Annotated in this window: 12 protein-coding genes and 1 pseudogene; 9 read left to right on the forward strand and 4 right to left on the reverse strand. The window is 69.6% G+C overall.

From position 1 onward, the window contains the following. Nucleotides 1–21: 21 nt before the first annotated feature. A complete protein-coding gene (locus ABE85_RS16405; protein ID WP_067276846.1) occupies nt 22–1,149 on the reverse strand; it encodes a zf-TFIIB domain-containing protein in 1,128 nt (375 codons plus the stop codon). A gap of 134 nt (nt 1,150–1,283) precedes the next feature. Between ABE85_RS16405 and ABE85_RS16410 the strand changes: the two genes are divergently transcribed. After that, nucleotides 1,284–1,874 carry a phasin family protein gene (locus ABE85_RS16410; RefSeq protein WP_067276848.1) on the forward strand — a complete coding sequence of 197 codons (591 nt, stop codon included), beginning with the start codon at nt 1,284–1,286 and terminating at the stop codon, nt 1,872–1,874. Between the two features lie 153 nt (nt 1,875–2,027). After that, a complete protein-coding gene (locus ABE85_RS16415) occupies nt 2,028–2,672 on the forward strand; it encodes a PEP-CTERM sorting domain-containing protein (protein WP_067276851.1) in 645 nt (214 codons plus the stop codon). 182 nt (nt 2,673–2,854) lie between these two features. Here ABE85_RS16415 and ABE85_RS16420 read toward each other — a convergent pair whose 3' ends face one another. Together ABE85_RS16420 and ABE85_RS16425 are read right to left on the reverse strand one after the other, a co-directional pair. Next, nucleotides 2,855–4,351: a carboxypeptidase M32 gene (locus ABE85_RS16420; RefSeq protein ID WP_067276854.1), complete on the reverse strand. Its 1,497-nt coding sequence runs from the start codon at nt 4,349–4,351 to the stop codon at nt 2,855–2,857. Between the two features lie 90 nt (nt 4,352–4,441). Next, complete coding sequence (locus tag ABE85_RS16425; protein ID WP_067276858.1) at nt 4,442–4,924, reverse strand: YqaA family protein; 483 nt, start codon at nt 4,922–4,924, stop codon at nt 4,442–4,444. A gap of 21 nt (nt 4,925–4,945) precedes the next feature. Here ABE85_RS16425 and ABE85_RS16430 point away from each other — a divergent pair, with 21 nt between their 5' ends. From ABE85_RS16430 to ABE85_RS16460, 7 genes and pseudogenes are all read left to right on the forward strand, one after another. Continuing rightward, entirely contained in the window at nt 4,946–5,899 is a 954-nt protein-coding gene (locus ABE85_RS16430) for an ABC transporter substrate-binding protein (RefSeq protein ID WP_082938672.1), read from the forward strand. 75 nt (nt 5,900–5,974) lie between these two features. Next, on the forward strand, nt 5,975–7,096 hold the full coding sequence (gene dusB / locus ABE85_RS16435) for a tRNA dihydrouridine synthase DusB (RefSeq protein WP_082938673.1): 1,122 nt from the start codon (nt 5,975–5,977) through the stop codon (nt 7,094–7,096). Further along, entirely contained in the window at nt 7,093–7,326 is a 234-nt protein-coding gene (locus ABE85_RS16440; protein WP_067276865.1) for a helix-turn-helix domain-containing protein, read from the forward strand. The genes dusB and ABE85_RS16440 overlap by 4 nt, the downstream gene beginning before the upstream one ends. Nucleotides 7,327–7,440: 114 nt before the next feature. Continuing rightward, nucleotides 7,441–9,021 (forward strand): bifunctional phosphoribosylaminoimidazolecarboxamide formyltransferase/IMP cyclohydrolase, encoded by a 1,581-nt coding sequence (purH, locus tag ABE85_RS16445; RefSeq protein ID WP_067282889.1) that lies wholly within the window; start codon nt 7,441–7,443, stop codon nt 9,019–9,021. A 133-nt stretch (nt 9,022–9,154) separates the two neighbouring features. After that, nucleotides 9,155–9,673, forward strand: coding sequence for a porin family protein (locus ABE85_RS16450; RefSeq protein ID WP_067276866.1), 519 nt, complete (start codon nt 9,155–9,157; stop codon nt 9,671–9,673). A gap of 193 nt (nt 9,674–9,866) precedes the next feature. Then, nucleotides 9,867–11,279 (forward strand): annotated as a pseudogene (locus ABE85_RS16455) (coniferyl aldehyde dehydrogenase); the annotation flags it as partial. After that, the gene (locus ABE85_RS16460) at nt 11,276–12,904 is read left to right on the forward strand and encodes a GMC family oxidoreductase (protein ID WP_067276872.1); all 1,629 of its coding nucleotides are present in this window, start codon (nt 11,276–11,278) and stop codon (nt 12,902–12,904) included. The pseudogene ABE85_RS16455 and the gene ABE85_RS16460, both read left to right, overlap by 4 nt. A 54-nt stretch (nt 12,905–12,958) precedes the next feature. Here the strand turns inward: ABE85_RS16460 and ABE85_RS16465 are convergent, their stop codons facing one another. After that, nucleotides 12,959–15,331: a hypothetical protein gene (locus tag ABE85_RS16465; protein ID WP_157522541.1), complete on the reverse strand. Its 2,373-nt coding sequence runs from the start codon at nt 15,329–15,331 to the stop codon at nt 12,959–12,961. Nucleotides 15,332–15,376: the final 45 nt, after the last annotated feature.

Here is a 15,376-nt window from a genome sequence, read left to right on the forward strand (position 1 = left end):
CGCGCCTCGTGCGCGCCCGCATCACTTCTTCAGCAGCAGCGCGGCAAGACGCAGCGCGATCTCGATCAGCGTGGGCGGCGAGCCCTCGCCGGACGAGGGCCATCCGGACGCATCCCACCCGCGTCCGCCATCGCGGCGCGCTTCGCGGCGCTCGTTCTCCGCGTCGTAGCGCTTCTCGTACTCGCCCTTCCAGAACAGGCCGTGCTTGCCGCCGGCCGGATCGCGGTGCTCGAAGTTGTACGAGGCCAGGCGCTCGCGGCGTTCGCGCTCGAGCTGCGCATCGGCCTCGTGCCCGTCGTGCTCGAGGGCGTCGAGCAAGGGCCCCAGGTCCTCCATCGACGGCGCGACCACCGTGTGATGGCAACGCCCGCAGCGCGTCTCGCGCGTCGGGTCCATGGGCGCGCCGCAACCGCGGCAGGCCCAGCCCACCGGCTTGCCGCCGTTGGGCATCAGCAGCGGCTCCGACGGCGAACGCCTGCGCAGCGCATTCGCCAGGCGCGGCATGTCCACCATCAGCAACGGGCTCTTGCACCAGCTGCAGTCCTCGCTCTTCCCGTCCGCCGGACCGCCGCAGTTCAGGCACAGCAGCTGCCGCTTCTCGGCCTGCAGCGCGTAGCGCTCGCCGGGCAGCAACGGGCGGACCAGGCCGCGCTCGGCCAGCATGCCGGCCTGGCTGTGCAGATGACCGCCGCAATTGCCGCACTCCAGCACCGGGAAGCGGCCATAACGCGTGAGGTTGCGGACTTCCTTCAGCGCCTTCGCGCACAGCGGGCAGGCGCGGTTCGGCTGATGGGGACGGTCGCTCTGGCGCAGGCGGTCCAGGTCGCGCAGCAGCTGGATCCAGGCGGCCGTCGAGAGATGCACCGACTCGCGCGCATCGAACCAGACCAGGCCGCAAGGCTCGCAGTGATCGATGTCGACCGTGGCCGGTGCGTGGTGACCGGGCAGGCTCACATGGCGCATCGGCGCGCGGCATTGCGGGCAGTCGATGAACGCACCCTTGCGCAGCGGCAACTCGCCCGCCATCGTCAGCGGCGGCAGAGGCTGCAGCGACGACGGAACCGGCGGCGCGTCGGCCAGCGCCTGGGGCACGGTGTCGGGGAATTCGTCGCCGCCAGGGCGGCCCCGCGAGGAGGTCGGCAAGGACATGCCCGGTATTCTGACCCCTGCGCGGATCGCCCCGATGGGGGGTTGCGCGTCCTGCCGGCGTCAGCGTGAGACGCCTCACGGGTCGGCACGCCGCCTATAGTCCGGGTCTCGGCGAGCGACGACAAGGAAAGCCCATGGTCAGGAAGCAACAGAAGAAGGCTGCGGCCCAGGCGGCGGACACGCCGTTCGCCGAGCAGGTGAAGACCTCGGCGCAGCAGATCTGGTCGGCGGGGCTGGCGGCGTTCGCGAAGGCGCAGGACCAGGGGGCGGCCACCGTCGGCAAGGCCGAGGCGACCCTCGACACCACGGCGCGGCGCATGAGCGATCTGGCCGGCGAAGTCGGCTCGCGTGCCGGCCAGCACTGGGACAAGCTGGAAGCCATCTTCGAGGACCGCGTGGCGCGCGCGCTCGCGCGGCTGGGCATGCCGGCGGCGGAGGAAGTCGCGGCGTTGAAGGCACGCGTCGAGGCGCTGTCCGCGGAGGTCGCGATGCTGCGCGCCGCGCAGGCCGGCAGCACCAGCACCAGCACCACGCCGAAGTCGAAGTCGAAGCCGGCGGCCAAGCCTGCCGCGAAGAAGACGGTCGCGGCCCGGCCTGCGGCCAAGCCCGCCAAGACGGCCAACCCTCCGAAGGTCGCCAAGACCGTGAAGGCTGCAAAGGCCTCGAAGACCGCAAAGTCTGCAAAGCCTGCGAAGCCTGCAAAGGGCGGCAAGCGCACGACCTGACCCCGCCGCGTCGCGCGGCGGCGTGCACTGCGTCACGAAACGTATCCCGATCCCCATCGTGCAGGGGGATGGCACCCGCGGGTCGGTCTCGAACAATTCGACACAAGCGCAGACGCTCCTGCGCGCCCCTTGTCGAACTCCCGAGCCCGCCCCATGAAGCGCCTGATCACCTCCGCCCTCCTCGCCCCGTTGATGGCCGCCCCGCTGTTCGCCCTGGCCGCGCCGGTGAACCTGATCAACAACGGCAGCTTCGAATCCAACGTCGTCGGCAACGGCACCTGGACCACCGTCAGCAGCACGGTCGGCTGGACCGTCGGCCCGAACGGCCTGGAGATCCGCAACAACGTCGCGGGCAGCGCCTACGTCGGCAGCAACTTCGCCGAACTCGACACCTCCGCCAACAGCTGGATCAGCCAGACGCTGAACACCGTCGCCGGCCAGAGCTACTCACTGAGCTTCGCCTACGCGAACCGGCCGGACAACCTGGGCGCGGCCAGCAACGGCCTGTCCTGGAGCATCGGCAGCCTGACCGGCACCGTCGGCGACAACACCGACACCTCGTGGGCCACCTTCGCCACCACCTTCACCGGCACCGGCAGCCCGATGACCCTGCGCTTCGCCGCCGTCGGCCGCAGCGACGGGTATGGCACCTCGCTGGACAACATCATCGTCAACACCGTCAATGCCGGCAGCAACGCCGGCGCCGTGCCGGAACCGCAGAGCCTCGCGCTGATGCTGGCCGGCCTGGGCGCGATGGGCGTCGTCCTGCGCCGCCGCAAGACGGCTGGCAAGGCCTGACCCCACGGACCAAGGCATTCGAGTCCTCGACGACTCGTTGGGAGCGCCGTGGGTAGAGACCGCGTGCGCGCAAGGAGAAAAGGGCACCCCGCGCGGGGTGCCCTTTTCCATTGGGGGAGGCGGTGTCGGACCGGCCGACGTGCTTGGCCGACGTGCCTGGCCGACGTATTCGGCCTCAGTCTTCAGCCCAGGTAGCGCGACTCCAGGTGCCGGCGGAAGTGCGCCGGGTTCAGCGCCTCGCCGCTGGCGCGCTGCACCAGCTCCGGCGTTTCCCAGCGGCTGCCCTGCGACCACACGCGTGCCTTCAGCCAGTCGAAGACGGGCGAGAGTTCGCCGCGCGTGATCTCCGCGTCCAGCGTCGGACGCTCCCGGCGCATCGTCGCGAACCACTGCGCCGCGTACATCGCGCCCAGCGTGTAGCAGGGGAAGTAGCCGAACAGCCCGCAGCCCCAGTGCACGTCCTGCATGCAGCCGTCCTTGTAGTTGCCGCGCGTGTCCAGGCCCAGCAGCTCCTGCATCTTGGCGTCCCACAGCGCGGGGATGTCCTCGACCTCGATCTCCCCCTCGATCAGCGGGCGCTCGATCTCGTAGCGCAGGATGACGTGCGCCGGGTAGGTCACCTCGTCCGCGTCCACGCGGATGTAGCCCGGCGCGACGCGCGTCATCAGCTTGTGCAGGTTGTCGGCGGCCAGGCCCGGCTGCTGGCCGAGGTGGCGTTCCACCAGCGGCTGCAGCAGTCCGGCGAAGCCGGGATGCGAAGCCAGCTGCATCTCGAAGGACAGGCTCTGGCTCTCGTGCAGGCCCATCGAACGCGCGCCGGCCACCGGCAGGCCCAGCCACTCGCGCGGCAGGTTCTGCTCGTAGCGGCCGTGACCGGTCTCGTGGATGGTGCCGGTGAGGCTCTGCAGGAAGCTGTCGTCGCGGTAGCGCGTCGTCATCCGCACGTCCTCCGGCACGCCGCCGCAGAACGGATGGGCGCTCTCGTCCAGACGCCCCGCCTCGAAGTCGAAGCCCAGCAGCTTCATCGCATCCAGGCCCAGCGCGCGTTGCGACGCGGCGGGGAACGGCCCTTGCGGATGGATCACGCGGTCGTCGGCCTGGCGCGCCATCACCTGCCGGATCACGCCGGGCAGCCACTGGCGCAGATCGCCGAAGACGCGGTCGATGTCGGCGGAGCGCATGCCGGGCTCGTACTGGTCGAGCAGCGCGTCGTAGCGGCTCAGGCCGGAGTCGTCGGAGAGGAACTGGGCCTCTTCCCGCGCGTAGCGGACGACCGGGCGGAGGTTCTCGACGTAGCCGCTCCAGTCGTTGGCGCCGCGTTGGCTGCGCCATCCGTGCTCGCAATGCGAGTTGGCCAGCGAGCGCGCTTCCACCAGCCGCTGCGGCACCGCGTTGGCCGAGCGCCACACGCGGCGCATCTCACGCAGCGAGGCGCGCTGGAAGTCGTCGAGCGGCTCCTGCGCGGCGTCGTCGAGCAGCTGGCGCAGCGCCGGATCGGTGCCCAACTGGTGGAGCAGTCCGCCCATCTCGGCGAGGGCCTCGGCGCGCGCCTGGGCGCCGCGCGCCGGCATGAACGCGGACTGGTCCCAGGACGCGATCGATTGCAGATGGGAAAGACGGTGGATGCGCTGATGGCGCTGGCACAGGGCGTCGTAGGCCGGCGTGCTGGTTGTGCTCATGGCGGGGGTCTCCTGTCGGTCCCCGGATTGTGCAAGCTCGGACGCTCGCCGCCAGCGGTCACCCCCGAAGTGGCGAGAGCATCCGTTCGCTCACTCAAAAATGGCAGTGCCGATCGCCGTCATGAGCAGGTAGCGCAGGAACTTGCCCACGGCCATGTAGGCCACGCAAGGCCAGAACGGCAGCCGAAGCCAACCGGCCAGGGCGCATAGCGGATCGCCGACGATGGGCAGCCAGCTCATCAGGCAGGTCTTCGCGCCGAAGCGGCGCAGCCAGCCGAGCACGCGCTGGTCCCGCGGCGTGTGGTGCACGGCGGCCTCGTAGGCACGTTCCGCGCCATAGCCCATCCACCACGTGATCGCGCCGCCTATCGTGTTGCCCGCCGTGGCCACGAGGATCGCGGGCCAGAAGAGTTCCGGCTTCGCGACCACCAGCACGAGCACGACGGGCTCCGATCCCATCGGCAGCAGCGTCGCCGAAATCAGCGCGATGACAAACACCGCGCCCAAGCCCACCTGCGGGAGAGATAGGGTCTCCAGCATCAGGTGAATCATCTGTTGCAGCCAAGCTTCCATGCGTGGGATTATCTGAAGACCATGTCCTTGCGCCGCCTAGCCGTTTCGTCGTTCGCGTTGATCGGCCTGGCCGTCGCCGGCTCCGGGCCCACGGGATCGACCCCGTTCGCGCTGTCCGCGCTGTCTGCGCCGTTCGGTACCGCGGCGATGGCGCAAACCTCGCCGCCGCCCTCCGCCACCCAGGCAAGCGCGGCGCCCGGTCCTTCGACATCGTCGCAGACGCCCCCGCAAGCGCCCCCGCCACCGATCGCCGGTTGTCCGATGCTGGTCGCGTCCGGCAACCCGCAGTACCCGCCTTATCTCTGGCGCGATCCCGCGGACGAGCAGAAGCTGGTCGGCGCCAATGCCGACCTGATGCAGTGGCTGGCGGCGGAGATCGGCATCCCGGTCGAGACCCGCTACGTCGGTCCGTGGGGCCGCGTGCAGGAGGAGATGCGCGCGGGTCGCATCGACCTGATCGCGGGCGCCTTCTTCACGCTGCCGCGCACCGAGTACATGGACTACTTCCATCCCGCGTTCCGCGAGACGCGCAGCGTCATCTGGACGCGCGCGTCGGCGCCGGTCGCGTACAAGCGCTGGAGCGACCTCGCGCCCAAGCAGGGCGTGACGGTGATCAACAACAGCTTCGGCGTCGAGTTCGACAACTACGCGCGCCAGTCGCTGAAGATCAGCCAGGTCGCCAGCATCGAGCAGGCGATCCTGATGCTGCAGCGCGGCCGCGCCGACTACCTGATCTATGAGGACACGCCGGCCGAGGCCTATGCCGCGCGCAACGGCGGTCCGGCGATCCAGCCGCTGATGCCGGCGATCGCGCGCGAGGGCCTGTACGTGACGCTCTCCCACCGATCGCGTTGCAACACCCCCGAGCTGCGGGGCCGCATCGCCCGCGCGATCTACAAGCTGTCGCAGGACCGCGTGATGAACCGCTTCGTCGAGCAGGGCTTCGTGCTCTGGCGCAAGCAGCCATCCCTCTGACGGGGGCCTCGGAACGGGCAGCCCGGGGGCGGTATACTTCTGCCTCTTTTTTGTGCAACCGCTCTGCTGCTTCCGATGTCCACGCCGCCGCCCGGCCAGTCACCCGGCCCTCTCCCGCTGGGTCCCTACGTCCTGCCGAACCGTCTGTTCGTCGCCCCCATGGCGGGTGTGACCGACCGGCCCTTCCGCGTGCTGTGCAAGAAGCTCGGCGCGGGGTATGCGGTGAGCGAGATGGTGACCTCGCGCAAGGACCTGTGGAACAGTCTGAAGACCTCGCGCCGCGCCAACCATGAGGGCGAATCCGCGCCCATCTCCGTGCAGATCGCCGGCACCGACGCGGCGATGATGGCCGAGGCCGCCGCCTACAACGTGGACCGCGGCGCGCAGATCATCGACATCAACATGGGTTGCCCGGCCAAGAAGGTCTGCAACAAGTGGGCCGGTTCCGCGCTGATGCAGGACGAGGCGCTGGCGCTGGAGATCGTCGAGGCGGTGGTCGCCGCGTGCGCGCCGCGCGGCGTGCCGGTCACGCTGAAGATGCGCACCGGCTGGTGCCAGGCGGAGAGGAACGCGGTGGCGCTGGCGCGCGCGGCGGAGTCCGCCGGCATCGCGATGGTCACCGTGCACGGCCGCACGCGCGAGCAGGGCTACAGCGGCCGCGCCGAGTACGACACCATCGCCGCGGTGAAGGCCGCGCTGCGGATTCCCGTGGTCGCCAACGGCGACATCGACACCCCGCAGAAGGCGCGCGACGTGCTGGCCGCCACCGGCGCCGACGCGATCATGGTCGGCCGCGCGGCGCAGGGCCGGCCGTGGATCTTCGCGGAGATCGCGCACTTCCTGGCCACCGGCGAGGAACTGCCCGCGCCGCGCATCGCCGATGCCAAGGGCTGGCTGATCGAGCACCTGCACGACCACTACGCGCTGTACGGCGAACTGACCGGCATGCGCAGCGCGCGCAAGCACATCGGTTGGGCCGTGCGCGCGCTGCCCGGCGGCGAGGATTTCCGCCGCCGCATGAACACCCTCGAGAGTTGCGACGGCCAGGTCCGCGCGCTGACGGACTGGCTGGACGCGCTGGCGGACGACCATGACCGGCTGCCCTACCTGGCGGTGACCGACGAGGATCTGGAAGACGCTGCTGCCGCTGCGAACGACGAACAACACCAAGACCAAGAAAGAAGGCTGACGGCATGACGCCCAAACCGATCGACGCCTGCATCCGCGAGAACCTGGAGGTCTACTTCAGAGACCTCGGTGGCGAGGTGCCGCACTCGATGCACGAGATGCTGATCCGCCTTGTCGAGAAGCCGCTGCTGGAAGTCGTGATGCAGCACAGCGACGGCAACCAGAGCAAGGCCGCCGAATGGCTGGGCATCAACAGAAACACGCTGCGCCGCAAGCTCGTCGAGCACAAGTTGATCTAGACCACCCCTACCGGCTCCCGCCGGCCCCTCGAGGGGGCGAGCGCAGGAGCCCGGCAGAGCCGGTTCTCCGCGCTCCGCTTGGCAATACGAATCCCCCGCTTCCAAGGAATGTTCATGGCCCAACTCACCGCCCTGATCTCGGTCTCCGACAAGACCGGCATCGTCGACTTCGCCAAGGCGCTGCATGCGCTGGACGTGCGCCTGCTGTCCACCGGCGGCACCGCCAAGCTGCTGGCCGACGCCGGCCTGCCGGTGACCGAGGTCGCCCAGCACACCGGCTTCCCGGAGATGCTGGACGGCCGCGTGAAGACGCTGCATCCGAAGATCCACGGCGGCCTGCTGGCCCGTCGCGACCTGCCCGAGCACGTCGCCGCGATCCAGCAGCACGGCATCGACACGATCGACATCCTGGCGGTCAACCTGTACCCGTTCGAAGCCACCGTCGCCAAGCCCGGCTGCACGCTGGAGGACGCGATCGAGAACATCGACATCGGCGGTCCGGCGATGGTCCGCAGCGCGGCCAAGAACTGGAAGGACGTGACGGTGCTGACCGACGCGTCGCAGTACGCGCAGGTGCTCGAGGAGCTGAAGGCGCACGGCAAGACCAGCGACAAGACGCGCTTCGCCGCCTCGGTGGCCGCGTTCAACCGCATCGCGCAGTACGACGCGGCGATCAGCAACTACCTCAGCGCGCGCCTGGAAGACGGCTCGCTGGCCGAGTACCCCGCGCAGATGAACAGCAGCTTCATCAAGGTGCAGGACCTGCGCTACGGCGAGAACTCGCACCAGACCGCCGCGCTGTACCGTGACCTGCATCCGGCCCCCGGCTCGCTGGTGACCGGCAGGCAGCTGCAGGGCAAGGAGCTGAGCTACAACAACATCGCCGACGCGGACGCCGCGTGGGAATGCGTGAAGAGCTTCGAGGCGCCGGCCTGCGTGATCATCAAGCACGCGAACCCCTGCGGCGTGGCCGTGGCGGCGAACGCGGCCGAGGCCTACGCGAAGGCCTTCAAGACCGATCCGACGAGCGCCTTCGGCGGCATCATCGCCTTCAACCGCGAGGTCGACCGCGCCGCCGCGGAGCTGGTGTCCAAGCAGTTCGTCGAGGTGCTGATGGCGCCGTCGTTCAGCGCGGAGGCGCGCGAGGTCTTCAAGGGCAAGGTGAACGTGCGACTGCTCGAGATCGCGCTGCCGCCGGGCGGCACGCGTCCGTGGGACCAGGGCCGCAACGCGCAGGACGTCAAGCGCGTCGGCTCGGGCCTGCTGGTGCAGACCGCCGACAACCACTTCCTGACCAAGGCCGACCTGAAGGTCGTGACCACGCTGCAGCCGACCGCGCAGCAGCTCGACGACCTGATGTTCGCGTGGACCGTCGCGCAGTACGTGAAGAGCAACGCGATCGTCTTCTGCGGCGGCGGCATGACCCTGGGCGTGGGCGCGGGCCAGATGAGCCGCATCGATTCGGCGCGCATCGCGTCGATCAAGGCGGAGAACGCCGGCCTGACGCTGACCGGCTCGGCCGTGGCGAGCGACGCGTTCTTCCCGTTCCGCGACGGCCTGGACGTGCTGGCCGACGCGGGCGCGTCCTGCGTGATCCAGCCGGGCGGCTCGATGCGCGACGAGGAAGTCATCGCCGCGGCCAACGAGCGCGGCATCGCGATGGTGTTGACGGGCGTGCGCCACTTCCGTCATTGAGGACGTCGCGCGGCAACAACTGCGGGAAAGAAATGTGACATGTTCGCGGCACTGACGATCGGGTTTCCCCTGATCCCGGTGCTACCTTGCGCGCCGGCACCGTTCGGGTGCTGTTGTTCAAGAGCAAGCAAACATGAAAAAGATTTCCGCCATTGCCGCCGCCCTCCTGCTGGCCGGCGCCGCCCAAGCCCAAGCACCGAAGCCAGAGCTGTACGGTGAGGTGGGCTACAGCTTCATCACCATCGACGCCGGCGGGACCGACCTCGAGCCGGGCCTGCTGCGCGGCATCGTGGGCTGGAACGTGCATCCGTATTTCGCCGTCGAAGGCCTGCTGGCCGCCGGCGTCAAGGACGACAACACCTTCGGCATCAAGACCAAGGTCTCGAACGCCTACGGCGTGTACCTGAAGCCGAAGTACGCCTTCGCCAACGGCATCGAAGTGTTCGGCCGCCTTGGCTACGTGCACACGAAGATCAAGTCGAGCTTCGGCAACCAGTCCGGCTCCGACAGCGATGACGACGTCTCGTACGGCGTCGGCGCGAGCTACTCGTTCAGCAAGCAGTGGTACGGCGCCGTGGACTACATGCGCTACTACGACAAGGACAGCATCAAGGCTTCGGGCGTGACGCTGGGCGTCGGCTACCGCTTCTGATCACCGCGATCGCCTCGCGGCGATCCGGACGGGCTCCTCGGAGCCTGCAAGACAAAGCCCGGCTTAGGCCGGGCTTTTGCGTTGCGGGTGCGCCCGCCTGCTAGTCGGACCTCTCTAGTCCAGGGTCGCTTCGCTTGGCCCAGTGCCCGAATGCGCATAGCCTTCGTCTCCACAAGAGCAACAGCGGAGACACCCCATGGACCAAGCCCTGCACGAGCGCCTGCACCTTGTGTTGGAGCAGCAGCGCGCCGCGTTCGACCGCGAGCGGATGCCGACCTACGCGCAGCGCCGCGACCGTCTGGCGCGGCTGCTGCGCATGACCGTCGAGCATGCGGAGGCGCTGGCCGATGCGATGTCCCGCGACTTCGGCCACCGCTCGCGGCACGAGAGCCTGCTGGCCGACCTGTTCACCGTCCAGTCCGGCGCCAAGCATGCGATGCGGCACCTCCGGCGCTGGATGGCCGTCAAGCGCGCCCCGACCGCCCTGCACTTCCTGCCCGCCGGCAACCGGCTGATGTCGCAACCGCTGGGCGTGGTCGGCATCGTCTCGCCGTGGAACTATCCGTACTACCTCGCGATGGCGCCCGCGCTCGCGGCGCTGGCCGCCGGCAATCGCGTGATGATCAAGCCGTCCGAGCTGACGCCCGCGACCTCGGCGCTGATGGCCAGGCTCGTCGCCCAGCACTTCGCGCCCGACGAGATGACGGTCGTCACCGGCGATGCCGACGTCGGCAAGGTCTTCACGCAACTGCCCTTCGACCACCTGTTCTTCACCGGCTCGACGCCGGTGGGTCGTCTGGTCGCGCAGGCCGCGGCGCAACACCTGACCCCGGTCACGCTGGAACTCGGCGGCAAGTCGCCGGCGATCGTCGACCGCAGCGCCGACCTCGCCCGGACCGCCGAACGCATCGCCTTCGGCAAGCTGCTCAACGCCGGGCAGACCTGCGTCGCGCCGGACTACGTGCTGGCACCGAAGGAACTCGTGCAGCCGCTGGCCGAGGCCATCGTGGCGGCCATGCGCCGCCTGTATCCCCGCATCGAACGCAATCCGGACTACACCGCCATCGTCAGCCCGCGCCATCACGCGCGATTGAAGGGCCTGCTGGAGGATGCGCAGGCCCGCGGCGCGACGCTGCGCCCCACGCACGACGACGTCCCCGCGGACCGCCGCCTCGTCCCCACGCTGCTGCTGGCCACCACGCCCGAGATGGCGGTGATGCGCGAGGAGATCTTCGGCCCGCTGCTGCCGATCGTGCCCTACGGTCATCCGTCCGAGGCGATCGCGCATGTCAACGGCAGCGACCGGCCGCTGGCGCTCTACTGGTTCGGCGAGGACAAGGCCGCGCGCGACGACGTGCTCGCCCGCACGCATGCCGGCGGCGTCACGGTCAACGACTGCATCTGGCATCTGGGCCAGGAAGAGCAGCCCTTCGGCGGCGTCGGCGCCAGCGGCATGGGCGCATACCACGGCGTCTGGGGCTTCAACACCTTCAGCAAGCTCAAGCCGGTGTTCCTGCAGTCGCGCTTCGCCGGCACCAAACTGTTCCATCCACCTTACGGCGCGACCTTCGACCGCCTGCTCGGCCTGCTGAAGAAGATCGCATGAGCGCCGGGGACAGCGCGAGGAACGGCACGACACGCGACAGTGATGCCGACTTCGTGATCGTCGGCGGCGGCTCCGCGGGCGCGGTGCTCGCGAGCCGGCTCAGCGAGGACCCGGCGTGTCGCGTGCTGCTGCTGGAAGCCGGCGGCCGCGGCGACGGCTGGGTCACGACCACGCCCTTCGCCGGCGTGCTGCAAGTCGCTGCGAAGCTCAACAACTGGGGCTTCGAGACCGAGCCGCAGCCCGGCCTGAACGGCCGGCGCGGCTACCAGCCGCGCGGCAAGGCGCTGGGCGGATCGTCGGCGATCAACGCGATGGTCTACACGCGCGGGCACCGCAGCGATTACGACGCCTGGGTCGCGGCCGGCAACGCCGGCTGGGGCTACGACGACCTGCTGCCCTTCTTCATCAAGGCCGAGCGCAACACGCGCTTCGGCGCCCCGTGGCATGGACAGGACGGTCCGCTGCGCGTGGGGGACCTGCGCACCGATTCGCCGATCCACGCCGCCTGGCGGTCGGCGGCACGCGAGTCAGGCCACGCAGTCGTCGACGATTTCAACGGCGAGGCCATGGAGGGCCTCGGCGTCTATCAGGTCACGCAGTTCGAAGGCGAGCGCTGGAGCGTCGCGCGCGGGTATCTGGAACCGCATCTCGGCCAACGATCCAACCTGCGCGTCGAGACCGGCGTGCGGGCGCTCTCGCTGGTGCTGGAGAACCGTCGCGCGGTCGGCGTCGAGGTGCTGCAAGGCGGCCATCGCCGCACGATTCGCGCGGCGCGCGAAGTCATCGTCTGCGCCGGCGCGTTGCAGTCGCCGCAGTTGCTGATGCTGTCGGGCATCGGCGACGGCGCCCGGTTGCAGGCGCACGGCATCGCGGTGCGGCACCATCTGCCCGGCGTCGGCCGCAACCTGCACGACCATCCGGATTTCGTCTTCGGCTACGAGTCGGACTGCCTCGATGTCGCGGGCATCTCGGCGCGCGGGAGCGCCCGTTTCGTCGGACAGGTGCAGCGCTATCGCCGCGAGCGGCGCGGGCTCGTCACCAGCAACTTCGCCGAGTGCGGCGGCTTCCTGTCGACGCGCCCCGGCCTGCCCGCGCCCAACGTTCAACTGCATCTGGTCGTCGCGTTGGTCGAGGACCACGCGCGCAAGCTGAGGCTGGGTCACGGGTTGTCGTGTCATGTGTGTCTGCTGAGGCCGCGCAGCCGCGGTGAGCTGACGCTCGCGAGCGCCGACCCGTCCGCCGCGCCGAGGATCGATCCGGCCTTCCTGCAGGACACCGAGGATGTGCGCGAACTGATCGAGGGCTACAAGCTCACACGCGACCTGATGCGCGCGCCGGCGATGAAAGCGTTCTGGAAGAAGGAGGCCTGGAGCGCCGGCGTCGACACGGACGCCGGCATCGAGGCGCTGCTGCGCCAGCGCGTCGACACGGTCTACCACCCGGTCGGCACCTGCCGCATGGGCAGCGACGACGAGGCGGTCGTCGATGCCCGCCTGCGCGTGCACGGGATCGAAGGCCTGCGGGTCGTGGATGCGTCGATCATGCCGAGCGTGGTCAGCGGCAATACGAACGCCCCGGTGGTCGCGATCGCGGAAAAGGCAGCGGCGCTGATCCGCGCAGAATGAAAACGCCCCGCGCGGGCGGGGCGTGGGTCGAAGACCTGCTGCCGCCTCCGGCCCTCAGATCACCGACGAGTTGAGCGTGAACTGCAGCGAGCTGGTCGGGCTGACGTTCAAGAAGGAATCGGCGACCTGCACCTGCACGTTCTTGACGCCGTCCGAGCCGAACACCGAGCCGGGAATGTCGCCGCTGCTCTGCCAGTCCGACCAGTGCTGCCCGTTGTCCAGGCTGTAGTGGACATAGTCGCCCGACTTGAGTCCCGTGACCTGCACGGTCGCATCAGACGTCACGCGGTCCGAGCGGTCCGGGCCGGTGTCGTTCTTCAGCGCCACGTCCGGCTTGACCGGCGCGATCACGTCCGCAACGACGGTCACCGTCCGGCTCGACGTGTTGCCGGCCTTGTCTGAAGCCGTCACCAGCAAGGTGCTCTGCACCGGCGCGTCGCGTTGAGCCATGGCAAAGAATTCCGCGGCCCAGCTGGCGCCCCCATCCGGACCCAGGTTGTAGCCTCCACCGCCCACCCGCACATCGGCGGTGTCACTGCCGTGGGTCTTCACTTCGACGCTGCTCTGTCCATTGAGCTGCAGGCGTGAATCGCTGGCGAAGACGGCATTGATGCCGATCACTTCGATCACAGGCGGCGTCGAGTCCAAGGTCAGTTGCACCGCGCCGGCCGCGCCGGCATTGCCTGCCGCATCGATCTGCCGGACCTCCACGGCATTGGCGCCTTCATCGAAGAAGCGGCTTGAGAGTTGCGTCCCCAGGCCCTGACGCCAGTGGTCGTCGCCGTTGACCTTGAACTGCCAGGTGGCGCCTGCCTCCAGGTTGTCCACCGAGACGTAGCCGCTGGCATTGATCAAGTGATCCTCCGCCGCCGCCTCGCCGCCCTGCCTGCGCACGCTGGCCCGCAAGACCTCCGGCGCGACGTTGTCGACGGTGACGGCCAATGAGGCGACTTCGCTCACATTGCCGGCCTTGTCGCTCTGGCGCACATCGACCGTCTGGTTCCCGTCGTGGAGCAGGCCCGCCGCGAGCGCGTCTCCCGTCCCGAGCTGCCAGTCGCCGCCGTCGATGCGGTATTCCCAGGTTGCGGCGTCCTCGAGTCGATGGACCAGCAGGCTGCCCTGCGCGTTGATCACCGGCAGATCGTTGCTGGTCGCCAGATCCGGACGGTCCGGCACGAGGCTGTCGCGGGTGACCGTGATGGCGGTGATGCCGCTGTCGTGCCCCGCGCTGTCCGTCTGCATCAGCGCCACGTCATTGCGGCCTTCGACCAGATAGTTCGCCGCCAGCTGCGAGCCGGTGCCGACGTGCCAGTCGCTCTCGCCGTTGATGCGGTACTTCCAGGTCGCGCCGGCCTCGAGGTTGTCGACGGCGACCGCTCCCGTCAGCGGGACCAGATCGCCATGACCGCCCGCCACGTGCGCGCGCAGCGGATCGGGGGCGTCCAGGTCCTGACGCACTGCCAGCGTGGCCACGGCGCCCACGTTGCCGGCCGCGTCGACCTGCACGACGTCGACGCGGTTCTCGCCGTCCGACAGCGCGGTCGACGGAATGCGGCCGTCATGACCCTCGATCCAGTCGCCTGGCCCGTGGTCGCCCTGGCCGTTGACGCGGAACTTCCAGCTCGCGCCGGCTTCGATCCCCGAGACGTTGATGAAGTCCTTGGCGTTCAGCAGGTCGGTGCCGTTGCTGGTCTGCAGCAGCGGCGCCTCCGGCGGCGTGAGGTCCGGCGTCGGGGGCGGCGCGAGCGCCTCATCGTGGACACGCACCGCCAGCGTGGCGACATCGCCGCGGCGGCCCTGGTCATCGATCTCCGCGACCATCACCGCGTGAACGCCGTCGTTCAGGATGCCGGCCCCGATGCTGTTGCCCTGGCCGGCGTGCCAGGTGTTGTCCCCGTCGATGCGATATACCCACGAGGCGCCCGGCGTGGCGAGCGCAACCTCCACATGTCCCGCGCCGGCTATCGTGTCCTTGCCCGAGCTGGTGGACAGCCGCGGCGCGGCGGGCAGCGGCGCTTCCGGGGGAGGGGGCGGCGGCGTGAGCGCGCCCGTCGTCCCCGTGCCCATGACCGGCGCAGGCGCGGGTGCCGGCGGCGGCACTGGCGCTGCAGCCGTCGCATGGCTGTCGCTGGCCGGACTCGCGCCGCCGTGACCGCCAGCGCTCCATGCGCCGGCCAGCAGCACCCCGCCGCCCGCGATCATCCACGGCCACACGGCGGACTGGTTGCAGTCCTCCTCCGTGCCGTCGCCGCGGATCTGCCGGCACGAATCGGCCTGACGCGTCTCCGCGTCCGGATCGACACCGAGGTCCCTGGCTGCCACCTCACCGGGGTCGGCCGCAGCCGCAGGCGGCGCGTCCGCGGAAGCTTCGGGCGGGGCCTCCGCAGCGACCTCGGGCAGTGACTCTTCGGACGAATCGGGCGGCATCGCGGACATCGGCGGGACCACGCCCGGGGTCTTGGTTCGGGCGGG

The sequence above is a fragment of the Mitsuaria sp. 7 genome (genome assembly GCF_001653795.1).
Classification (GTDB): domain Bacteria; phylum Pseudomonadota; class Gammaproteobacteria; order Burkholderiales; family Burkholderiaceae_C; genus Roseateles.